General features: G+C 67.8%; 3 protein-coding genes. All 3 read left to right on the top strand.

All coding sequences use genetic code 11. The annotated features are described in order from the left end of the window. From ACQP1G_RS13475 to ACQP1G_RS13465, 3 genes are read left to right on the top strand one after another with little or no spacing between them, the layout of a single operon-like run. Entirely contained in the window at nucleotides 1-1,578 is a 1,578-nt protein-coding gene (locus tag ACQP1G_RS13475; RefSeq protein WP_433203103.1) for a hypothetical protein, read from the top strand. Between the two features lie 9 nt (nucleotides 1,579-1,587). Further along, on the top strand, nucleotides 1,588-3,711 hold the full coding sequence (locus ACQP1G_RS13470) for a hypothetical protein (protein ID WP_433203100.1): 2,124 nt from the start codon (nucleotides 1,588-1,590) through the stop codon (nucleotides 3,709-3,711). Next, nucleotides 3,611-22,048 (top strand): helix-turn-helix domain-containing protein, encoded by an 18,438-nt coding sequence (locus tag ACQP1G_RS13465; protein ID WP_433208462.1) that lies wholly within the window; start codon nucleotides 3,611-3,613, stop codon nucleotides 22,046-22,048. The genes ACQP1G_RS13470 and ACQP1G_RS13465 overlap by 101 nt, the downstream gene beginning before the upstream one ends. Nucleotides 22,049-22,197: the final 149 nt, after the last annotated feature.

Raw genomic sequence — 22,197 nt, 5'->3', positions numbered from 1 at the left:
GTGAACGGTGAAGTTCGGTTGGATCCGGACAGTCTGCGAAATCAGGGAGCGCGGCTGGCCGAACTCGGTGACCGGGTGGGGCAGACCTATGCGGACTTGCGGGATTGCCTGGCACAGTCCGAAGGCAGCTGGGGCGACGACGATATCGGCCTCGCATTCGCCAAGGAGTTCGAGCCGCACGCCGATCAGTTGCTGGCCAATGTGCGGGACATGGAGGAGAGCCTGCACGGCACGGCCGCCGGAATCATCGACGCCGCACGCCAATTCGAGGCACAGGACGCCTACCTTGCCGGTCGGGTAGGCACCACAGCCGGGGACGTGGACCCGACCATCGGGGAGCCGGCTCCGCAGCGGCCGGACGACCCCGGTGGCACGCCTGCGCTCGTCGGCGCGCACTCACCTGTGACAGACGATCCCGCGGCGACATCGCCGGCAGCGGGAGGCCAGCCGTATCCCACGGACCGGGCGCAGCCCACCGAACGATCCGCGCCCGGCGGCCCGCGGTCACCGGACGCTTCCACGGGTCGGTCCACGCCGCAGGACGGTCCGCGGCGCCCGGATTCTTCGGATCGGACAGGCCAGGGGTCGGATCGGGCAGGCCGAGCGGACCGTGGTAAATCCGGCAACCCTGCCGGCGGCTCCAGTGGCCGGCCCCCGTCCTCCCCCGTGTTGCCCCCGTCCTCCCCGGTGTTGCCCCCGGCCGCCACGCGGAATACGGCCCGGCTCCCTGGCACGGCGTCCGGACCACGGCCAGCGGTCGATGTGGGGCGGCGAGACACCCCGTGGACCGGGCAACCGCCCCGGACACCCGGCGCGCCTGCGAGTGCACAGCCGAGTCCCCCGAGCTCTCGGAACGGTTCCCCACCGCGATCGAACAAGCCCGCCGACGAACCGCAGCGTGGGCGTGATCGGCGCGGTTCCGACGGGCGACCGGTTTCCGATCCCGTGGTCGGGTGGCTGGCGCGGAGGTTGGCCGAACACCACGGTGTGCGTGTGGCCGGATTCGATACCCCCGGCCTGCAGGTGTCTGCGGTGCGGGAGTTCGTGGCCGCGGTGGACCGGGTGCTCACCGACTACCCGGTGATCGCCCTGGATGTCGTGGCGGTGGCAGAACTCGGCGCCGAATCGGGCACGGTGCGGTGGAGTTCCGAACCGCGCGACTTCCGGCGCGTTCGCTCGATCACTCTCGACCAGCGGACCGCGCAGGAGCCGAGGAAAGTTACCGGAACCGCGGAAACCGACGCAGGGCCGGGTATCTACGCGGCCACGTTAGGTGAATTCGGCCGGGCGCTCGATGGGGCCGGTGGCGGTCTCGCGCGCCGACAGGCACAGCGCGTCCTGCTCGCGGAGTACCTGCGTCGGGAGCCGGGGCGACACCGCACACTCGCCGAGGTGGTGCGCGGTTACCAGCGCTGGCGAGCCGAGTTGACCGGGGATGCCACGGCCCCAGGTGGATTCGACGTGAGTCGGGCTTTCGGCGCCGCGTTCGCCGAGGTAGTGCTGCGCGGTAACGAGGCGGGCATCCAAGCGAAAACACTGCATGCGGTGCTGGTCGCCGCGGCCTCTCGGCCGGGGTAGGCGGTGCCGGTGGACGGTTCGTGGTCGCCGAACCCGGTCGTGGAACTGCGGAACTCGTTCGAGGGTTTGCCTGCTGTGGTGCGGCGTCCGATCGAGATGGTGGTGTTCGGTGGAGAGCTGCCGCGTGCCGATATTTCCGGGATGCGTCGGATGGCTGCTGAGTTCCGGGCGAAGGCAGCTGCGCTGAGCGATCATTCCGAGGACGCGAAAGATATACTGGCACAACAGGATTCGGTGGGCGAACTCGGCGAAAGACTGCGCGAGACGTTGCGTTTGCACGGGGATGGGGCGGCCAGGCTCGGTGACGACGCGCTGGCCCTGGCCGATCAGGTGCAGGCGGCTGCCAACGATTCGGAGAAGACGCTGTGCGTGATGTTCGTCTTCGGGATCGAGTTGGCGTGGCGGATCTTCGGTGTGCTGTCCGGTGCCGCCGCGGCTGGTCCTGCCGGGGAAGTGGCGGCGGTGCCGGTGGTGGAGTCGATGCTGGTCGAGGGGCGGGCCAGTGTCGCGGTGATGCGTGCGGGCCTGGAGCAGGCGTTCAAGGCGGGCGCGACGCGGACGGCCACCCGGCTGTCGGCGCTGGGGGCACTCCGGTTGCCTGTCACGTTGGGTAAGGCAGCCGCGCTGCCGGTGGGTGTCGACGCGGGCGTGCAGGCGCTGCAGGTCGTGTCCAGCGATCGAACCCCGGCCGTGATCGGACCGGACGGTACGAATCCGACGGGTATCGATCTGACATCGATCAAAGTTGCGGCCTTGTCGGGTGCCGGTGGTGCGGTGGGCGGCATGGTCGCGGGCCGAGTCGCACCGAAGGTGTTTTCCGGGATCGAGGGCAGCCGGTTGGCGCTCGGGTTGGTGCATGGCACTGCGGGCGCGGTGGCGGGTTTGGGTGCGGCGGCGTTGGTGACCGGTTGGCCGGAGCATTTCGATCACGTGCTGGCACCGTTGCTCAACGGCGGTTTCGCTGGGGCCGTGCACGCGCATGCCGCCGCTCACCCGGGATCGGGTGCGCCGGCGGGGGCGGTGACCGACGGCGGTGGGGCTTTCACCCGGCCCGACCTGCCCGCCACCACGCGCAGCGAGGACACCGCGGCGCCGACACCGGCTCTCCCACCGGTTGAGGTGTCCGCGGAATCGAAGCAGGCGTGGGCTGCGGCGAAGGCGGCGTGGGCTGCGGCTCCGGATACGGTGGCTGCCGGGGGCGAGCGGGCGGAGGTACCCGCGGCCGGCGCGCACGGGAACACCGCGCCGGTCAAGTCCGGCGAATCGCGGTCGCCCGCGGTATCGAGCTCGATGCCACACCATGAGGCGATCGGCCGTGCTTCGGTCGGACTCGACGCTGCGGCCGGGTCGGCGGCGCGCTCGGAGACGGGTGCGCCGGTGGAGGGGCGGCAGCGGGCCGAATCGGTTGCCCGCACGAATGCGACAGCGCCACGATCGGTCGAGGCCGGTGGGGAAACATCGGCGCCGCCGAAGGTTTCGACGAGCACCCCGGCCCGTCCGGTCGGCACCGGGCCCGAAACACCTACCGCCGGTGAACACCGATCCCCGGGGAATCACGAACACGGCGACACCGGGAAGGTGAGTGCCGCGGCAGCTGAGACCCGCCACGAGACCCCCGTCGACACCCGCCCGGCCCCGGGTACCGGCGACGGGCCCCAAACGCCTGCCGCCGGTGAACACCGGTTGCCGGGGAGTGAGGAGCACACTCCCGCGGCGGAGCGGAGCATCCCGGCGGGTGAAACGGGCGACGAGGTATCGACCGACCCGGCTGCAGATTCGGTCGACAGTGCCGATGCGCCGAGCGCTCGCGATCAGGCGGTCGAGTTCTTGGCCGATTTCGACGCCGGTTCCGGTGATCAGGTTCCGGAGCAGCTACGGCTGTGCAACCTGCCCGACGAGGTGTTGAAGGCCGGATTGTTCGACACCGACGCGCAGAAGTCGATGATCGCGACGACAGAGATCATTCGACGCGGCACGATCAGCGACGCCGTGCCAGGGGGGGATGGTATTGCGGGTCGAGCAGGCGGAGGGGGTGTACGCGCTGGACAAGCGTCCGGTGGAGATGAAGCCGGGCGAGGGCAAGTCGCTGATGTTCATGGCGGCGGCGATGCAGCGGGCAGTTCGTCACGGTGAGTGTCTTCTGGTGACGACGACCGATGGGCTGGCCCACCGGGAATTCACCAGGTATCGACAGCTGCTGAGCGATTTCGGGATCGACGTATTCCGGGCCGACCAGCAGCAGGGTTTCGGGCCGGTCACCGGCGGTCGGCCAGCGGTTGTGGTGGCCACCGGCGAAACGGTCGGGCATCTGTGCAACGCCGGTCACCGGCCGCCGCGCCAAGCGTTGATCGATGAGATGGACGGCATCATCGACCGTGGTGAGAGGCAGTTTCTCCGATCGGAAGGGGTGGAGCAGGCCGCGCCCGAGGCGACAGCACGCGAGGTGTTCGCCGCGCACGATTTCCTCGCCGACGCGCTGGAGAAGGGGGCGTTGTCGCATGAGGATTTCGGTCTCACCCGGATCATCGAAGAAGTCGACGTATACCCCGACGGAACCCCTGAAGTCGACTTTTGGTACGACGGTCGGGCGGAATTGACGCCGGGCGGACGGGAGAAGGTCGAGGCGCTTCCGGGCGGGAAACAGTGGTTGGAAGGGCTGGGGTTGTCGCGGCTCGAGACGGCCGCTGGCGCCGAGTTCACCTGCCGCAAGAGCACCCACTATGTGATGGACGCGGGCAAGATCGTCATCATCGATCAGGGCGAACACGGTCTGCAACGCAACCCGAAGACCTCGAGCGAATCACGGTGGAGCGCCGAGCAGGGCAAGGCGAGCCTCGCTCAAGCCGTCGAGGCCAAGGAGATCCGGGCGGCCGAGGCCATCAGAATGAGCGCCGAGCAGCATCAGATCGTGGTGCGCGCCGACGCCGACTCGGCCAAGAGCATCAACGCGGTAGAAATCTATCGCACGGGGGGACGCCCGGAGGACCGGTTCTTCGATAAGGTCACCGGCGCCTCGGGCACGCTGGCGGACCTCAACCCCGTGCTGGAAAAGATCTACGGTCTGGAGGAAGCGCACCAGGTCGACCGGTCTCGGGAGCAGCGGTTGATGGAGGGCGCCCCCGAGGTGGTGGCGAACACCCGCGCCAAGCTGAGCACTATCGCCGAAGGCGCACACAGAGTGTGGCAGGGGGGCCGGGGCAGGTCCCAGGAAATCTTGTGTCATCGCAACGACCTGGTCGACAGGCAAGTGCAGGCGCTGGTGCGCCAGGGGGTGCCCAGGGAGGCGATCGAGGCGGTCGACGCCGACCGGATCGCCGGGTGGGGCACGGGGTGGGAAGCCGAGTTGCAGAAGGTCTTCGATGCCGCCGGTGAGCAGGGCAAGATCCTGGTGATCAACCGGCAGGGACAGCGTGGTGTCGATATCTCGGTGTCGGAGGCGGTGCAGGCCAAGGGCGGCATGTTCGTGTGGATGACCGAAGTCCCCGAGCAGTCCTACATCCATGAGCAGGCCAAGAACCGCACCGCCCGCAACGGGGACCGTGGGGCCGCGCAGGCGCTGATCTCGCCGCAGGACGCGTTGATCCGCAAGGCCATGCACCTGAGCGGGGTACGCGCGGCGGCGGTCCGCTACGAACAAGTCGCCGAAGCCCACCGCACCGACCCCACCCCCGAAAACCGCAACGATCTGGTCGAGGCCGGCCACAATCTCCGCTCGCTGGTGCCCGAACTGCAAGAGCGTGCGCTCCGCCACGCCACCGCCGACTTCATCCGCCACCACGCGTACATCACCGACAACCCGGCCGCCGTTCTCGCCGCCGCCGAGACGTTCCGCTACCAGGGCAGCACGGACATCGGTCAGATCGGCCAGCCGGACCACTCGCCGGACCAGACCGCGCGCCTGGCCAGGTTGCTGGGGATCCCGGCCTCAGCCGTCGTCGGGACCGCCGCCACGCTCGAACAGGACGGCGCCGGTGACCCACTGCGCAGGCTGCTGGAACAGACGGGCCTGCCGCCCGCCGCGGTGGAGGCGTTGCGGCAGCAGGTCGAGGCGACCGCGCCCGCGACGGTTGAGCGGTACGCGGGGCTCAGCGACGAACAGGCGATGGGTGAGCTGACACCACTGCGGAATCGGCTCGCCGACGAACTCGGCTTGCCGATCGCGGATATCGACGGCGCCGAAGGCATGCGCACCCTCGACCCCGCGGTGACCGAAGCCAGAAACAACCTCGCGAAAGCACTGGGTTATCCCGCCTCCGACATCACCCCCGCCACAGCCCGCGACATCCTGGGCGAAGCGGTCAACCGCCATCTGCCCGCCGAGGGCACCCCCGAGTCACCCGCCAGCGACGAAGCCTCCCGCGAGGATGCCGCCCCTATGTCGGCGAACCCCGTATCGGACCGGGTAGCCGAGAATCCGGTAGCCGAGGACGTTATCGCCGCCGCGTCACACTATCTCGCTACTGCGGCCCTGCTCGACCTGGTCGTGCGGATCCACCACCGCAGCCCCAACAGCTGCGTCAACAACGCCGTGACCGGCCTGCGGGTGTTGAGCGGACGCGACATCACGATGCCGTCCAGCAGACTGGCAGGCCACCGCCGCGACGCTATTAAGAAGGTGTTCGGCGCCCCACTCGAGGATGCCGGATCGCTGGACGAGGTAGCCGAATCGCTGAAAGCTCGGCCGGGAGGCATCGCAGTCCTCGTCTACAAATGGAAAGACACCGAGGACACAGGCAGCACCGACGCCGACAGCCACATGGTGCTGGTGGTCAACGACAGCGCGCCGGGCGAGGCCCCGAAACTGGTCGTAGTCGATCTTGCGGCCTCGCGAGACGGCGACACCGACACCGACTACGGCCCGAAAGACCTCCGCAACCGCCGCACGTTGCTGGACAAGGCCGTCCCGTTCGACACCTGGCGACAAAAGCAGCAAAAGTTCATCGACAGACTGCCCGCAGGCACACGTAGATTCGAGACCATCGACTTCGACGTCGACGGCAACCTCGTCGCCGGGTCGCACCGCAACGCACCCACCGCCGAAACCCTGCCCCATTTCCAGGACGTCGAGGTCAGTGCGGAACTGGTGCAGGAAATCAACTCGATACAGCCGGGCCGGCCGGTAAATGACGACGGCACACCTGATCTGCCGTCGAGGACCGACGCGGACACGCCCGACAAGTCGGATATTTCCGGGTCGGCCGAACTCGCGCGCATCGGCAGCCGCCCGCACGACACCCCGGACCCGACCGAGCCCGCACCCGAAACCGGGCAGGAACAAGCGACGCTCTCGGCCACGCCGGAGGCCCTTCGGATGGCCCTCGCCGTGGTTGCCGGCAGCCAATGCAGTCCGGACATCGCACGGGACGCGCAGCGTTTCGTGATGAGGTGCTACGAGGAATACCGACAGCAACAAACGGCCGCGCTGCAGGAGCAGCACCGGACCGCTCTGGTGCACGGGCACGGGATGACACCCGAGGAGGCCGAGCAGGCCGCCTGGGAACACGTGGGCAGCGCTGAAGCGCTCCCTGCCATCGACAACGCCGCCGCTCAGAGTGTCGGCGAACTCATCCTCGCCATGCATCGCACTGCCGAGCGCGCACAGATCAGCCTGCCCGGCAGCCTCGCCGACCTGTCTCGCGCAGCAGCGAACACGGCGAACGCGCGGGGGCTGCAGCAGGCATTCGCTTTGATCGGCCGTGACGAATCGAGTAGCGCGCAGGATGCGAAACGATTCGTCATGTCGTGCTACGAGGAATACCGACAGCGACAAGAAACGGCCGCTCGACATGAGCGCCGGGCCATTCTGGTGAATCGGCACGGGATGTCACTGGACGAGGCCGAGCAGGCTGCCAGGGAACACGTCGGCAGCGCCGACGTGCGCGCACACATCGATAGTGCCGCCGCCGACAACACCCGCCGGCTCATCCACAACATCCGAGCCGCGCGGACAAAAACAAGCCTCCCCCTCCTCGACACCCTCGCCCACCTCCACCAGGCAGCAGCGACCACAGCCAACGCGCGGACACTCGCGAAAAGCATGAAGGCCGACCCAGGCGACACCCGGGCACCGGGCAATGGGAAACGGGCACCCGGTGATCAGGTCGGCAGCCGCCAGCACGGGGTCACCGCCGACAGCAAGCCTACGGAGGATGCTCCGGGAGATCGTGCGCGCGACCAGCAGCAACACCGCGAGTCCGATGGACGCATCGGCGGCCGGCCATCGGGGAATCCGGAGGGTCGGCCGGACGGGGAGCGAGGTCTGCCGAGGGATATGGCGTCGGCGGACTGGAGCGCCGATGACCTGCTGAGCCCAGCGTCTCGGCCGTTGCCTGCGGAGGTGATCGGTCGGGAGATCGATGAGGTGACCGAAATGCTCGGATCGCGGGTGCCGCCGGAACAGCTCGCTGATCCGGAAGTCCGGCGCGGGGTGCGGTTGGTGGCCGAAGGACTGTTCATCAACCGGAGGCTGTACGGCGGTGCGGGCACCGGTCGCGCTGATGACGTTCACGACGCCGCCCGCCACGACACCGCCGTCGAGCCGCGGGAGGACGGCGCGGCGAACCGGCACGACGATGGGATGCCGGTGGCCGTGGACCTGCGCCGTGTCCTGGACAACGGGGTGCTGCAGGGCGCCGACCTCGGCGAGATCATGGCGGCGATGATCGCGGACGCCTGGGCCGATCTCGCGCACGGCGGCGGGCGGCACGGCGGCAATCCGCGGAGCCAGGACACGGTGAGGTCGGCGGAACTGCTGCACGCCCGTGCCCTGGCGCACGGCTGTGCCGCGAATACCGCCCGGGTGCTCGGATTCGCGGTGAGCGGCATCGGATTCGATGTGCGGACCGGGACACAGATGATCGCGTCGCCGGCGGCCGTGGCGGAGATGCGGCAGCGGTGGGGCGAGCTCACCGGCAGCGAGTTCGAGACGGCGATGCGCGTTGGCCGGTGGGTGGCCGCCGCGGGCCTGCAGACGTTGTCGGAGCCGGACGCGGTCGTTCAGTGGGTCCGGTCCGACCGGGACGGCGCGGGCACCGACATCCCCGAAGACCAGGCCCTCATCGACCGACTGCGTAGCCGCGCCGGCTTCGCAGACCCCGACAGCGGATACCGGCCGCCGGACGGGTGGCTGCTGGCGAACCGGGATATGCGCCGCGACCACGCCGCAAAGGCGCGGGAGATCGCCGACCGGTTGGCGCGCGACCCCGGCTATACACCGCTGGACGCCTATCGTGACTCCCGGCTGCACGCAGCCGAGATGCGGGAGGAGCACAGCGGTTTCCGCTGGCAGTTGGTCATCGGGCCGGGCGCTGACACATCGGACGCCGGCACCCTCGCCGACGCCGTTGCCGCGCGACTGCCCGAATCGGGCGCCGCGTGGGCGCGCGAGGACATCATCGATGCGGTAGCGCGTCTCGCGGAACTCACCTTGCCCCGTGCCGGGGCTGATGCCGTATTCGTCGTGACCTCGTCCAAGGACGCCGACGGTCGGCGCCGATTGCTCGCCGAGTTGGGCTACACCCGACCGGACGCCACCGATCCCGCTCCCGGTGTGACGGCGGAGGAATTGCGCCGCGAGCTGGCCGACATCGACGGCCGCATCGACGTCGACACCGCTGATCCCCCGCCGGAGGGCCAGGTCCGGCATCGGGTTCGCCTCGACCTCACCAGGCAGCGGATTCTGGTGTGCTGCCGTGTTTGGGGCAGCGGCGGAACCGGTATGGCCACGTTGAACGTGGCACTGTGTCGAGCGCTGGCGGCGGCCGGGCACGAGGTGATCGTCTGGGCGGACGAGATCGCGCCGGGTTCCGCGGTCTCGGGTGTGCTGGTGTACAGCGACCGCGACGGTGTCGCTGTACCGGGTCAACGGAACGGGCACGGCGGGGGTCCGGACGATTTGCCGCAGTCGGTGGATCTGGTGATCGTGCACGCCGAGGACGGCGGCCTCAGAGCAGCGCTGGCGGCCCAGACCCGGTATCCCGCCGCGAAACTCGTGAGCGCCCACCACCTGACCCCGATGCTGTGGGAAAACCTCAGGAACAATCCGGAACGTGGTCGCGCAAAGATCGCAGCCCGCATCTACCTGGCGCGCCGTGCCCATCTGGTGACGGGCCTGGGGCCGGTGCTGGCCACGGATGCGCTGTCGGCGGCCGTCATGGCGGGGCACGGCTCGGTGCACGAACTGCAGCCGGGTATGGAGATAGCCGAGCAGCCCCGGGAGCCCGCACCCGGTGCCCCGGCGCGGATTCTGCTGTTCGGCCGTGTGGACGACCAGCTGAAGGGTACTGCGGAGATCGCCGAGGTGGTCAAGCGGCTGCGCGCGCAGGGGCGTGACGTGCGGCTGGTGGTGCGGGGCTACCCGAACCGCGGCGTCGAAGCGGCCCGGGCCAGGTTGGCTTGGCTGGTCGGTGACCTGGATGCGGTTGAGGTGAGGCCATTTACGATGAGCCGTGCGAGGCTGCGCGACGATATCCGCGCGGCGACCATCGTCGTGATGCCGTCGCGTGCCGAGGGATTCGGCGGGGTCGCGATCGAGGCGATCGAGCAAGGTGTGCCGGTCGCGGTGCCGTCGACCAGCGGAGTGGGTCGGTTCCTCGCCGAGCTGGCGGACTACCGCGACTCAGCGGATCGATTCAACCTGGTCGAACAGCCTCTCGGTGCCCAGGTGCCGATCGACAACTGGGTAGCGGGACTCTCCTCCATCCTCGACGATGTGCCCGGCGCGTGGGCGGCGGCCCGCGGGTTGCAGAGCCTGATGCGGCCGTACACCCGCGAAAACAGCGCAAGGATGCTCGTACACGCCGCACGGAACACCGACCCGCACTCTCCTCTGGCGATCCAGCCGTCACGGACCCAGGTATCGCTCGAGGACGGACGTGTGGTGGCGCGCGGCGAAGAGGAAGACTACCTGCGGATACTCGCCGTGGCCGACACGATGGAAACCGATCCGGCGGTGCGGGAGGCCGTGATCAGCGGCACCCGTATCGAGTTCACACCGTCGCGGGACCCGCTGACGGCTGGCACAGCATCCGCCGATGACAGCGATGCGGGTGCACGATCCCACGCCGCAGACGACGAGCGATTCGACAACCGGCCGGCGACCGGCCGGAACGGAGGTCCGGGTGGGCTGATCGGTAGCAGGCCGTTCGAGGACTCACCTGGTGAGCGTGCGTTCGCTGGTCCCGGGTTCGAGGAGTTGGTGCGGGCGGGCCTGCAATCCGGAATTGTGGAACGGTTCGTGGTGGAGGATGCGCCGGGGGTGCGGGTCGAGGAGATGATGTTCGACAATGGCGTGCGGGTGTTCAAGGAAACGCATGCCGATCCGATAAAAGCGCTGGTGCAGGTGTTGCAGACCAAGGTCGCCGCCATCATGGGTGCTCCGGTCGCCCACGCGATGCTGAACCTGGAGGACGACCGCGTCTATCGGGAACTCACCCCTGGGCGGCCCGGGGACAACGTCGAGGTTGTGGATTCGGAGGTTCTGGGCTCGGAATCGGCCTTGCGGCTCGGCTTGTTCGATGCGGTGACCGGGACTCACCGGACGGCACGAGAGTGGAGTGTGGCCGACAACGAGGTGATGGGCGGACGTTGCGGATCCGACGGCGACGTCACGCAGCCGGGTGTGTTCGCGTCGTTGTTGGTGCGGCGTATCGACGGTCGTGCGGTCTGGTTGGACCACGCTATGCCGACATGGGAGGTCGCGGCCATTCGGGAGCAGGTGTCGCACCTCGAAACGTGGATCTCGAATTTTCCGATGCCCGAGGAACATCGAACGGCGCTGCTCGATATCCACGGTGGGTACGTGGCAGCGCTGGCGCAAGTCGAGCGGCACGCCGTACATACCTTCGGCGAGCGAGTGCACCGCGCCGGGCTGGACGTGCAAGCGCAGGCCAAGGCGCGGTTGGTCGAGGTGTTCACCCTGAACTATCCGCACGTCACGGTGGTGGGGTTCGATCATCCGGATGTGCCCGCTCATGTCGTCGCGGAGATCCTGGGTGGGTTGGATGAGATGTTCACCCGGTTCCCGGACCGGACCAATATCCGCGAACTGCGGATCGATTACACCGACTGGGAGGCCACCAGCCCCAGAGCACACAACTATGCCGACCCCGCAGCGGCAGGCCGAACCCTGAGCATGCGGTTCAGCCTGCGCGATGCGGCCAACCCGGCACTGACTGTCACACGCGGAATCCGGTTTCTCGAATTCGGATTGAATCCGGTCGGCGACAGGCCGTTTCACCACAACGCCGTGCACGGGTTCGTTCATGCGATCGATGCGGTGGAGGGGCTGTCGAAGAACCTGCAACGGATGCTGTCGCAGACCTGGGGACAGCTGTCGAATCTCGGCCTGATCGAGGAGTCCTGGTGGACCTGGCTCACTCGACTGCCGAGATACGCCTTCGTCGACGAAGGCGAGACGGTACTCAACGATGCGGAGGCGCTCGCTGTCGGGTTCGCTGAGGCGGATATCCATGGTGTGGCGGCCGGTTCGCCGCAGTGGGCGATTCATGAGTACGTGACCACCGGGCGACTGCCACAGGCCACATCGGATCTCGACGTCGATCTTCCGCCGCATGCGGATCGTCCGGATTCGGGTGGGCTGATCGGTAGCAGGCCGCGTTCGGCGGCCGATTCACAGCTGGACGCTGCGCGGGGCGCGTGGATCGAGGCACTGCGACTCGAGCGCGGAATGACGCGGAAACAGCTCACCGAAGCGGCGGGCCTGGCGAACAGCGCACTGTCCACTATCGAGAGCGGACAGCGCAAGCCGCGGATCGGCACCTTTCAGCGGATCTGTCGAGCACTCGGGCTCGATGACGAGGCGGTGACCGCGGCTGTCCAACGGTTCTATCCAGATGTTGTGCTGGACACCGATGTGGCTGCCCATGAGTTGCTGGGTGACTGGGTGCGCGCTGTTCGTAACAGCAAGGGCATGACCCAGTTGGACCTCGCACATGCGGTCGGTGTGGACCCGGTACGCATCGGGGTCCACGAGAACGGGGAGCGTATGCGGCCTGGTCTGTTCTTGCGGATTGCGCGAGTTCTGGAGGTAGGGCAGCACGCGCTGGCGGAGGCGGTTCGCAAGTTCTATCCGGATATCGACTTCGACCTCGACCCAGCCGTGCACGACCCTGGATCGCCCGGAAGCTGGATTGCGGCGTTGCGCTATGACCGGGATGTGTCCCAGGCCGAGCTGGCCCGGACCGCGGGCATATCGGAAACATCTGCCAGCCGAATCGAGGGCGGACACACTCCGACCTCGATCGTCTTCTGGCGGATCTGCCGGGCACTGGGAGTTGCGCCGGATGTGCTCGCCGCCGCCGCTCGCAACTTCTATCCGGATATCAATCCCGATCCCGACCCCGCCGCGCACGATCCCGCGTCACCCGGCAGCTGGATCGTGGCGCTGCGACACGACCGGGATATGCCCCAGAGCGAGGTCGCGAAGGCGATCGGGTCCGGCTCGGGTCATCTCTACAGGATCGAATCCGGAAGGAACAGGCCGAGGTTCGCGGTATTCCGGCGGATCTGCGACGTGCTGGGGGTCGATGACGAATTACTTCGGGCAGCGGCCCGTCACTTCTATTCGGATATCAATCTCGATATCGAACCCGCCGCGCACGACCCAGGGTTGCCCGGAAGTTGGATTGCGGCTCTGCGCAATCACGTAGGTATGTCGGGGCGCGAGCTTGCGCGCCGAGCGCAGATTCATCAGGACTACATCTCCCAGATCGAAAACCAACGGTTTCGTCCGCAGCTGAGGAAGTTGCGGCAGCTCTGTGGGGCCCTGGGTGTCGGTGGTGATCTGTTACTGGAGGCGGTCGAGCGATTCTATGGGGATCGTTTCGAGCGGTCGGGTGATCGGGATGAAGAAGCTCTGTTCAATCGGTATGTCGTCAGTCAGGTGGGTTCACCGGAAGAACGGGAAGTTCGGGACGAGATCTGCGCCAGGTTTGCGTGGGTTCCGAATGCGTTGGGGCGGCGCGTACTTCCCGATATCCGAGATGAGGCGGTGCAGGCCGCGTGGATGGGGATTCTGAGCGCGATCGACAACCACGCCCCCGCCACCTCGTTCGCCGCCCATGCCTGGGCCAGCGGTAGCAGCGCAATTCTCCGATACCACCTCGCGCGCGCGTTCCCGGATCTCGACAATCCCACCCTCAAGAAGGTCAGCACGGTAAGAGCGCAGATCGGGAGGATGGTTGCCGCGGGTGAGGTTCTCGACGATGCGGAGATCGCGCGCGCGGTGAGTTCGACAGTGGCCGATGTGGCGTTGGCGCGGGAGATTCTGGCTCGGCCTGTGAAACAGTTGGATGCGCCGATCACAGGCGAGGATGGGGCCCCGAATCGCGAATTGGCCGATCCGGCTGCCTCTACGGGGTTTTCCGACGCTGATTTCGCGGTGACGGTTCGTGCCGTGCTGGCCGATATGCCCGACCCCGGCGCGGCGGAGCGGTTGGTAATGCTGCATCTGGTGGAGGGCATGCCTTTGGCCGATGCCGCCGAGCGCGCCGCGTTGCCGGTCGCGACCGTGGGTGAGGTTCTCGCCGATGCTGTTGCGCGGCTGCGTGATGTGTTCGACTCGGGGAGATCGGGCGAGATGACCGCGACCGAACGGGGTCCGGCTGCGCTCACTCCGTGGGCCGAGGTGGTGGCGGAGCAGGATCAGAGGCCGGTACGGAGCAGTGATCCCGAGGCGGGCGACGGAGGTCCGGGTGGGCTGATCGGTAGCAGGCCGTTCGAGGACTCACCTAGTGAGCGTGCGTTCGCTGGTCCCGGGTTCGAGGAGTTGGTGCTGGCGGGCCTGCAATCCGGAATTGCGGAACGGTTCGTGGTGGAGGATGCGCCGGGGGTGCGAGTCGAGGAGATGACGTTCGACAATGGCGTGCGGGTGTTCGCGGAGACGTATGGCGATCCGATAAAAGCGCTTGTCCAGGTGTTGCAGACCGAGGTCGCCGCCATCATTGGTGCTCCGGTCGCCCACGCGATGTTGAACCTGGAGGACGACCGCGTTTATCGGGAACGCACGCCCCACGGGCGGCCCGGGGACAGCTTCGATGTCCTGCCCCCGGAAGTCCTGGCCTCGGCCGTGCGGCTCAGCCTGTTCGACGCGGTGACCAGGCCGAACCGGACCGGGCGGCAGTGGAGTGCGGGCCCGGACGACGCGGTGATGGCCGGACGTTCCCAGCCCGATTTCGACGCCACGTCGGTCAGCGTGTTCGCGGCGGTGCTCGTGCGGCGCATAGACGGTCGTGACGTATGGCAAGACAATGCCCTGCCGAGGAGAGCGGTCGAGGGCATTCGCGAGCAGGTGACCTACCTCGAATCGTGGATCGAAAGTCTTCCGGCTCCCGAAGAACACCGAGATGTGCTCCTCGGCATCCACAGCGGGTACTTGGCAGCGCTGTCGCAGATCGAACGGCACGCCGTGCCGACCCCGAGCGACACGTTGCATCGTGCGGGGCTCGATGTCGAATGGCTCAGTGCGGATGCGGGGGCAAAGGCGCGGTTGGTCGAGGCGTTCAATCTGAAGTATCCGTATCTCACGATGGTGGGGTTCGACCATCCGGATGTAGCCGCCGATGTCGTCGAGGAGATCCTCGGTGGGCTGGATGAGATGTTCACCAGGTTCCCGGACCGGACCAATATCCGGGAGTTGCGGATCGACTACCTCGGCGATACGGATGCCAGTTCCAGAACGTCTTGGTATGTAGATCGCGTAGCGGCGGCGGGTCGAACCCAGAAGATTCATTTCAGCCTGCACCATGCGGCCAGGCCAGCGCAGTTTGTCGAATTCGGTATCCGGTCGCGTGAACTCGGGGTCAATCCGATCGGCGACAGACCATTCCACCACGACGCCGTCCACGAATTCATCCATGCGATCGATGCCAAGGAGGGGCTCTCGGAGAACCTGCGACAGGTCCTGTCGCAGACCCATTCACAGCTGTCGAGTCTCGGCCTGATCGACGAGCACTGGTGGACCTGGTTCGCTCGACTGCCGCGGTACGCCTTCGGTAACGAAGCCAAGACCGTATTCAACGATGAGGAGGCGCTTGCTATCGGGTTCGCCGAGGCGGACATTCATGGCGTGGCGGTCGGTTCGCCACAGTGGGCGATTCACGAGTACGTCACCACCGGACGTCCGCCGCGGGTCACGCCGGATCTCGAAGTTGATCTTCCGCCGCAGGAGGATCCACCGGCCTCGGGTCGTCCGCGTGGCCTGATCGGTAGCAGACCACATGAGGACGATTCGCAGTCGGACGCCCAGCATGGATCCGGGGATGCGATCGCGAGCGAGCAGGACCCGGTACCACTGACACCGTGGACCACGACGAGGGCGGAGCCGGATCAGCCATCGGCGCAGCGCAGCGAGGAGGAGCCAGGCGAGGGCAGCCCGGAGCCGGACGGCTGGATCGGCAGCAGACCACACGAACCGGGCGAGCCCCCACGGCGCCCCACACCGGGCAAGACGACGCCTTGGTCGCGGGAGGTGATTGGGGAACCACACCCCGACCACCAACTCGGCGAACAACCATCGGACATGATCCCGGAGTGGCCCGCCGACAACACGCCGGGCTCGGTCCCGCTCACCGCCTGCGAGACCGAAGTACTCGCTCGGGTGCGGCAAGGCATGACACACAACGAGATAGCGGCAGCAGTCGACCTTTCCGTGCGTGATGTGCGGGCGCATCTGGCGAGTGTTCGCCGCAAGGTCAGAAATGAGCGGGCCCGGCTGGTGGCGGCGAGCCGTCCTGCCGGCCCGCCGTCCACGACATCCGAGTCCGACCGTTTCCGAGCGGCCATGTACGCCGCCTTGACGCGCGCCGACCAGCCGGATCCGCGCGAACTGCTGGGTGCGGCGAGCCCAGAGCAGATGGAACGCGCTGTCCAAGGGCTCAGCTCGGCTCATCGGGGCGCGCTACATCGGCTGCGAGCGGGAGCGAATACCGCGGTGATTCGCAGCATGGCGCTCATCGCCGCGCTCCGATCGGTGACCGCCCTTGCGGCCGAACACGACCGGTCGCAGGCGGTGTTGGCCACCGCGCTGGCCGCGGCGAGTCCCGCTGACCTGCAAACGGCACTCGACCAACTCACAGCCGCCGAACGCCAACTCCTGGTCAACCGGTTCGGACCGGCGACGTCGCCTGCCACCTTCGAACCCGACGATTCCGTGCGCGCCTTGCGTGCGGTCGACATCGTCCGACACGTTGCGGGGCGGATCGCGACCCGTGTGGGAATGCCGGCCGTAGACGAAAACGGTATCGACACGAGCGGATTCCAGCGCGGACAGCATCTCGTGGAGACCGAAACGTATACGGCCGACGAATGTCTGGACGCGGTCTTGGACTGGATGGACCGGCAGGACCCACCGGAGTCGGACAAACCGTCCAGTGGCAGCCGTCGAGATTCCTCGGCGGCAACCGCGGATCGACCCGACGGCCGGTTGTCGCAAGACGCGCCGCCTGCTGACGAGCCGGGTGGAGGCGACCCCATCGCCCAGCCCGGTGCTGATCCAGCGACCTCCGGGCCCGAGGAGCCGAGGCGGTCGGGCGACGACAACGACACCGGCCTCACGCGGGCGGATGTGGGCCCGGCGTACCGCTGGCGCTCGTTGCCTGTGGATCACGGTTTCGATGACGAACAGCAGCGGCTGGCCGACGAGGCGCTACACGCGGGCGGCTTCGACGACGCGGATAGGCTGCAACGTTGGGGAGATCGCCTGCCCGCGGACACCGCACAACGCCGTGCGACCGAGAACCGCGAGTGGTGGACCGCGCTGAGCGACCCCACCGAACCAGGTGAGTTGAGCACTTCGCAACAGGCACTCATCCAGGTCTACCCACACCAGATCGGTAACGCCGACGGCCTTCCCGCCACGATCCGCGACCACGCCAACCGGCTGTCGATCAGCCGCGATCTCGGCGAGTTCATAGCCCGCAAGCCAGCGGACCAGAGACTCCTCAACTGGTTGCGGACCAACCTCACCGACGCCGAGCGGAAACAGTTCGCAAACCTGATCCTTACCCGAAATCATTTGCAAGAGTTGGACCGACAGACCGCGGAGATACCGGGCAGTCCGCCGGTGCACCTCCTGTCCTACGACTCCACCGCCTTCAACGGCAAAGGGAAGGTCGTCGTCGCGCTCGGCAATGTGGACACCGCGCACACGGTGAACTTGCATGTGCCCGGTACGAATACGACGTCCTCCTCGCTGGCCTACCAGTTCAAGCCGCTGCGCAACCTGTATGAGGAGACGCTGCGGGTCGATCCGTCGCTCGAGCTGGCGTCGATCATCTGGATCGGCTACGACGCGCCGGCCGGGCCGGTGAACACCGGTTATGCGAAGGCCGCGTTTCGACGCCGCGCACGCGTCGGCGGCCGTCGGTTGCTGTGCGACATCGCGGCATTCCACGCCACCAGAACTCGCGCCGGAACCGCCGCCCCCGACCAGCTCGTCATCCGGATCTACGGGCACAGCTACGGTTCGGTGACGATGTTCTATGCGGGCAGGTACGGCGGGTTCGCCGGTATGGTCCGCTCGGCAACCGCCTCGGGCTCACCGGGAGCAGCCTCGGTCCGGCATGCCGCAGAACTCGGCATCGGCACGGACAATGTCTATGTCGCCGCATCGTGGCGCGATCTGGTGACCATGTTCGGAGCGGACGAGCCCGGCGCGTGGAGCCGCTTCAACCCGCGGCTCGGCCTCGGCATTGATCCCGCCGCCGAGGCATTCGGCGGCAAACGAATCGGCGCCGAGTTCCCCGACTCGCCGGACTTCGCCGGCGTCGAGGCCGTGCATCAGGGCTATCTGCTCCGCGACCCGGCGACCGGGCTGCCCACCGAAGCGCTGGCCAACGTCGCGCAGATCACCGCCGGACGCGGCGACACCCTCGCTTCGGTGGATCGCCGTCGAGCCGGCCGCGGGGTGGTCGCGCGCCCCATCGACTCCGAGCGCGGGCGATACGCCGGCGGCAATCGAGATTTCGACAGTCGAGAGCGAGCCGAGCGGGTGTTGCGTGAGCATTGGGGGCCGGCGGCGACGCCGGCGGATCTGGTGTACCGGTGGCAGCGGCGATCTGCCGCGAAACACGCGGTCGCCGCCGAGGCATGTGCGGCTCACGCCGCCGAGAACAGCCGGATCGCGCGGACGCTGGGCGTGGACGACCTGGCGGCGCTGGTGCGGGTGTGGCCGGAGTTCGTCGGTAAGGCAGGCGGATTCCCGCGCGATGTGCGCGATCAGGCCAACCGCAGGGCGCTTGCGAAGGCGAGGGCCGCACTCGAGGACGCGGCGGCGACAACTGTGCCCACCCGGCGCGAGCAGCGGTTGCGGGAGTATCTGCTGAATGTCGAGGACCTGTTGATCCGGGCGGGTCACTTGGCCGCGGCGGTGGAGACGCCCGGTGTGCCGGCACCGACCGTACTGCTCGAGTCGTTCGATGCCGACGACCCGAGCGGCGGGTCGATCATCATCTCGTTCGGCAGCGGCGACCCGGTCGCGGAGGCATGGCATGTGGACGGCTCCGATCGCGATCTGCGACGCCTGGATCAGCGAATGCAGTTGGCGTGCAACCACTATGAGGTGGCCGTGCGAGAGGACCCGGAACGGTCGGTCAGGGTGGTGGTGTGGTCCGGGACCGATGGTCACCGCTTGGCCGGGGATATGGCGGCACTGTGCGGCGATGCGGTTGCGGGCGCCCGGCTCCGTCCGGAACGGCAGTTGGTCGTACACGGGGAAGGCGGCCGGTCGGCGAAGAAGGCGCTGGCGCACGAATCGGTTACGCACACCGTCGGCACCGTAGTGGTCTGCGGCGAATCGAATCTCGAGACGATGGGCGACGTGCTGCGGGATGTCGCCGCGTCCGTGGACATCTATTACGGGGTCGCTGCGCAGACGAATAGTCCCGCCAGGTCGATCGAGCTGCCCGGTGTGCAAATCTCGTGCCGGTTTCCTTCCGGGGATGCAGGCCATAGCGTGGCGTTGTTGACGCAGGCACGTGCAGTCGCGCAGCGGGTTGAGCGTGCGCCATTCGCAGCCGGCAAAACCATCGATGACGAATTCCTGCGGTATGTCGATGACCGGGTCAAGGCGTCGACGGATTCGTTGGACAATATGGGCCACATCCTGGCCGGTCGATTGGACCGGTTGGTGACCTTCGATGATTCCGACAACGAGCCGGTTCGCTTTGCCGACTACATACGCCGGGAGCGGACCGAGTCTGCCTACGATGACGTGCTGCCGCGGGATCCGAACTCGGGCAAGCCGATATTGCGCGTAACCGACGCGGATCACGTGCTCGCGAGGACCGCGATCGACAAGCGCGGCGACCGCGGAACCGAGCCCAGCGATTTGTGGCACCGAGGTCTACCGGACGACTTCACGAGAGCCGCTCAACTTGCCGTCGACAATAGGCGGTGGTGGAACGGACTATCGTCCGACGAGCGGCGCGCCGTGGTGGCGGTCCACCCCGAGATCCTGGGCAACGCCCCGGGTATTCCGTCCGAGGTGGCGGACTACGCGAACGACTGGTGGCGATTCGCCACCACTTCCGCTATTCATGCCAGAGGCAGTAGGAATGCCAGCCGGTCCGAACGCCAGGTCTTCCGAAATCTCTACGCCGTCGATGAGTCACTTACTCGGTCGGTGACGGTGCACCGCGACGTTCCCGCACCGATCGTGTCCACGGTGGGGTTGGGCCCGGAGACGTTCGGCGGTAACGGATCCGGCACGTTCGTCATCGGCAACTGCCGACTCGAGGATGCCGAGCATGTGGTCTGGTATGTGGACGGTGTGAACACGCGGCTGCAGTCGGCGCCCAGTCGGGTGGACAATGCGCGGAATCTGTACGAGGAGTTGGTGCGCGCGGACCGCTCCCGCAAGGTGGCCGTGGTGTGCTGGATGGGCTACGAGGCGCCCGCCAACAATACAGAAGCCTGGGCTGCCGGGCCCGAACTGGCGGAGGCCGGTGGGAGACTGTTCGCGCGCGACGTCCTGGCCCTCCGCGCGGTGAGCGAGGCGACGTTTTCGGTGCTCGCCGCCAGATACGGAACCTCGACCGTATGCGACGCGGCCGTGGGCGGGCGACTGGATGGGGTATTCGAGCACCGGGTGTTGGTCGGTTCTCCCGGTCGCGGCAGGCGGTTCGACAGCATCTCGGATGCCAGTTGCCGGCACAGCTGGATAGTGGCACTATCCGGCGACCCGGTTACCGGGTTCGGCGCGGATGCACCCGGCATGCGGGCGCGGTCGCTCGGTGACGGGCCATTCGGTCTCGGGACCGATCAGGCAACCGACACCACTGCGACGCGCGTGCGTGCAGAACGCGGTTTCCCACACATGTCGGCCCCCTACGACGGCGACGGTGGGTACCTGGACTACGCGCTGGGCTTTGCGGCGCAGCCGTCGGAGTCGTTGCAGTCCGCAGCGTGGTGTCTTGCCGGCCGGGGTGGTGAGCTGCCCAGGAAACCGGATCGGCCTTCGGTCGACAACCCGACCGTGCTGCACCGCATTCGGGCGAGGGTGGTCGACACCGTCCGGGATCGCCGCGCGCCGCAATTGGATGCGGCACTCGCGGGCGATCACCGGTCACCCCAGGACCTTTCCGGTCCGGCGGAGCAGGCGGCGACCGATCCGGTTGGTGCAGGGCGGTCGCGTCCTGCTGAGCCGGACGGCGCGGCAGCGCGGCCTTCCCCAGCCGCAGGGCCGCGGATCGCCGTGCAACTCGGGGCAGACGGGCTCGCGGATCCCTCGGCGTACACGGATGCGCTCGCGCTGGGCCTGCACGCGATCGTCGTGCGGGTAGGCCGGGGGGCTGAGGACGTGGCTGCCCTCGATGCCGTGTGCCGGTCGGCAGCGTTCGAGGATGCGACGCTGGCGGTGGAAGTGAATGCCGGTCCGCGCTGGTCCGACGAGGAGGTCCGGACAAAAGTGGCCGAGGTTGTCGCCATGTTCGCGGGTCACGGTATGCGGGGCGAACTGCACTCATTCGATCAGCGGGTACTGACGGCGGCTGCGGAGCTGGCCCCGGACTGCCACCGCGTGATGTTGATCAACTCCCTGACGACGGCCACCTCGGGTGCTCGCGGCGCCCTCGGCTGGATGGCTCGCGCGGTGCGATCCGGGGCAGCGGGTATCGACACCCTCGTCGAGGACGCGCGCCGCACCGGTGCTAACGGTCTGGCCGTCCCTCCCCCGCTGCTGTCCGAGGACTTCGTGCGGTTGGCCCACGAGGCGGGCATGCGCCTCGCAGTGTGGGGCGTCGCCGCTTCCGGTCGGATGCGTACGGTGCTCGGGTCGGGCGTCGACGAGATATGGACGGCGCACGTCGAGAAGCTGGCGCTCCTGCGCGCCGAGGTCGCCGAGGTCGGGTTTCGGATACCCGAGCCATTCGCACGCTCGACGCCATTCTCGGACCGGCCACCCAAGGCCACGCCGTGGTCGCAACATCCGGACCGCCCGTCGCGCGACCGATGAGTTTCGGCGCCACGCCCAGCCCCGGTGTGCACCGGGCGGTGCAGTCGGCCGGCCGGCCCGCACGCCTGACCTTCCGATAGACGACGAACCGCGTGCACCCAGTCGCTGGCTCCGGCCGGGGCGTGCAGCATGTCCCGGTGGGCGGTGTG

This window comes from Nocardia sp. CA-107356, from assembly GCF_050946365.1.
Taxonomy (GTDB): Bacteria; Actinomycetota; Actinomycetes; order Mycobacteriales; family Mycobacteriaceae; genus Nocardia.
Note: the sequence above shows the minus strand (reverse complement) of the source record. Positions and strands in the feature narration are given on the sequence as shown.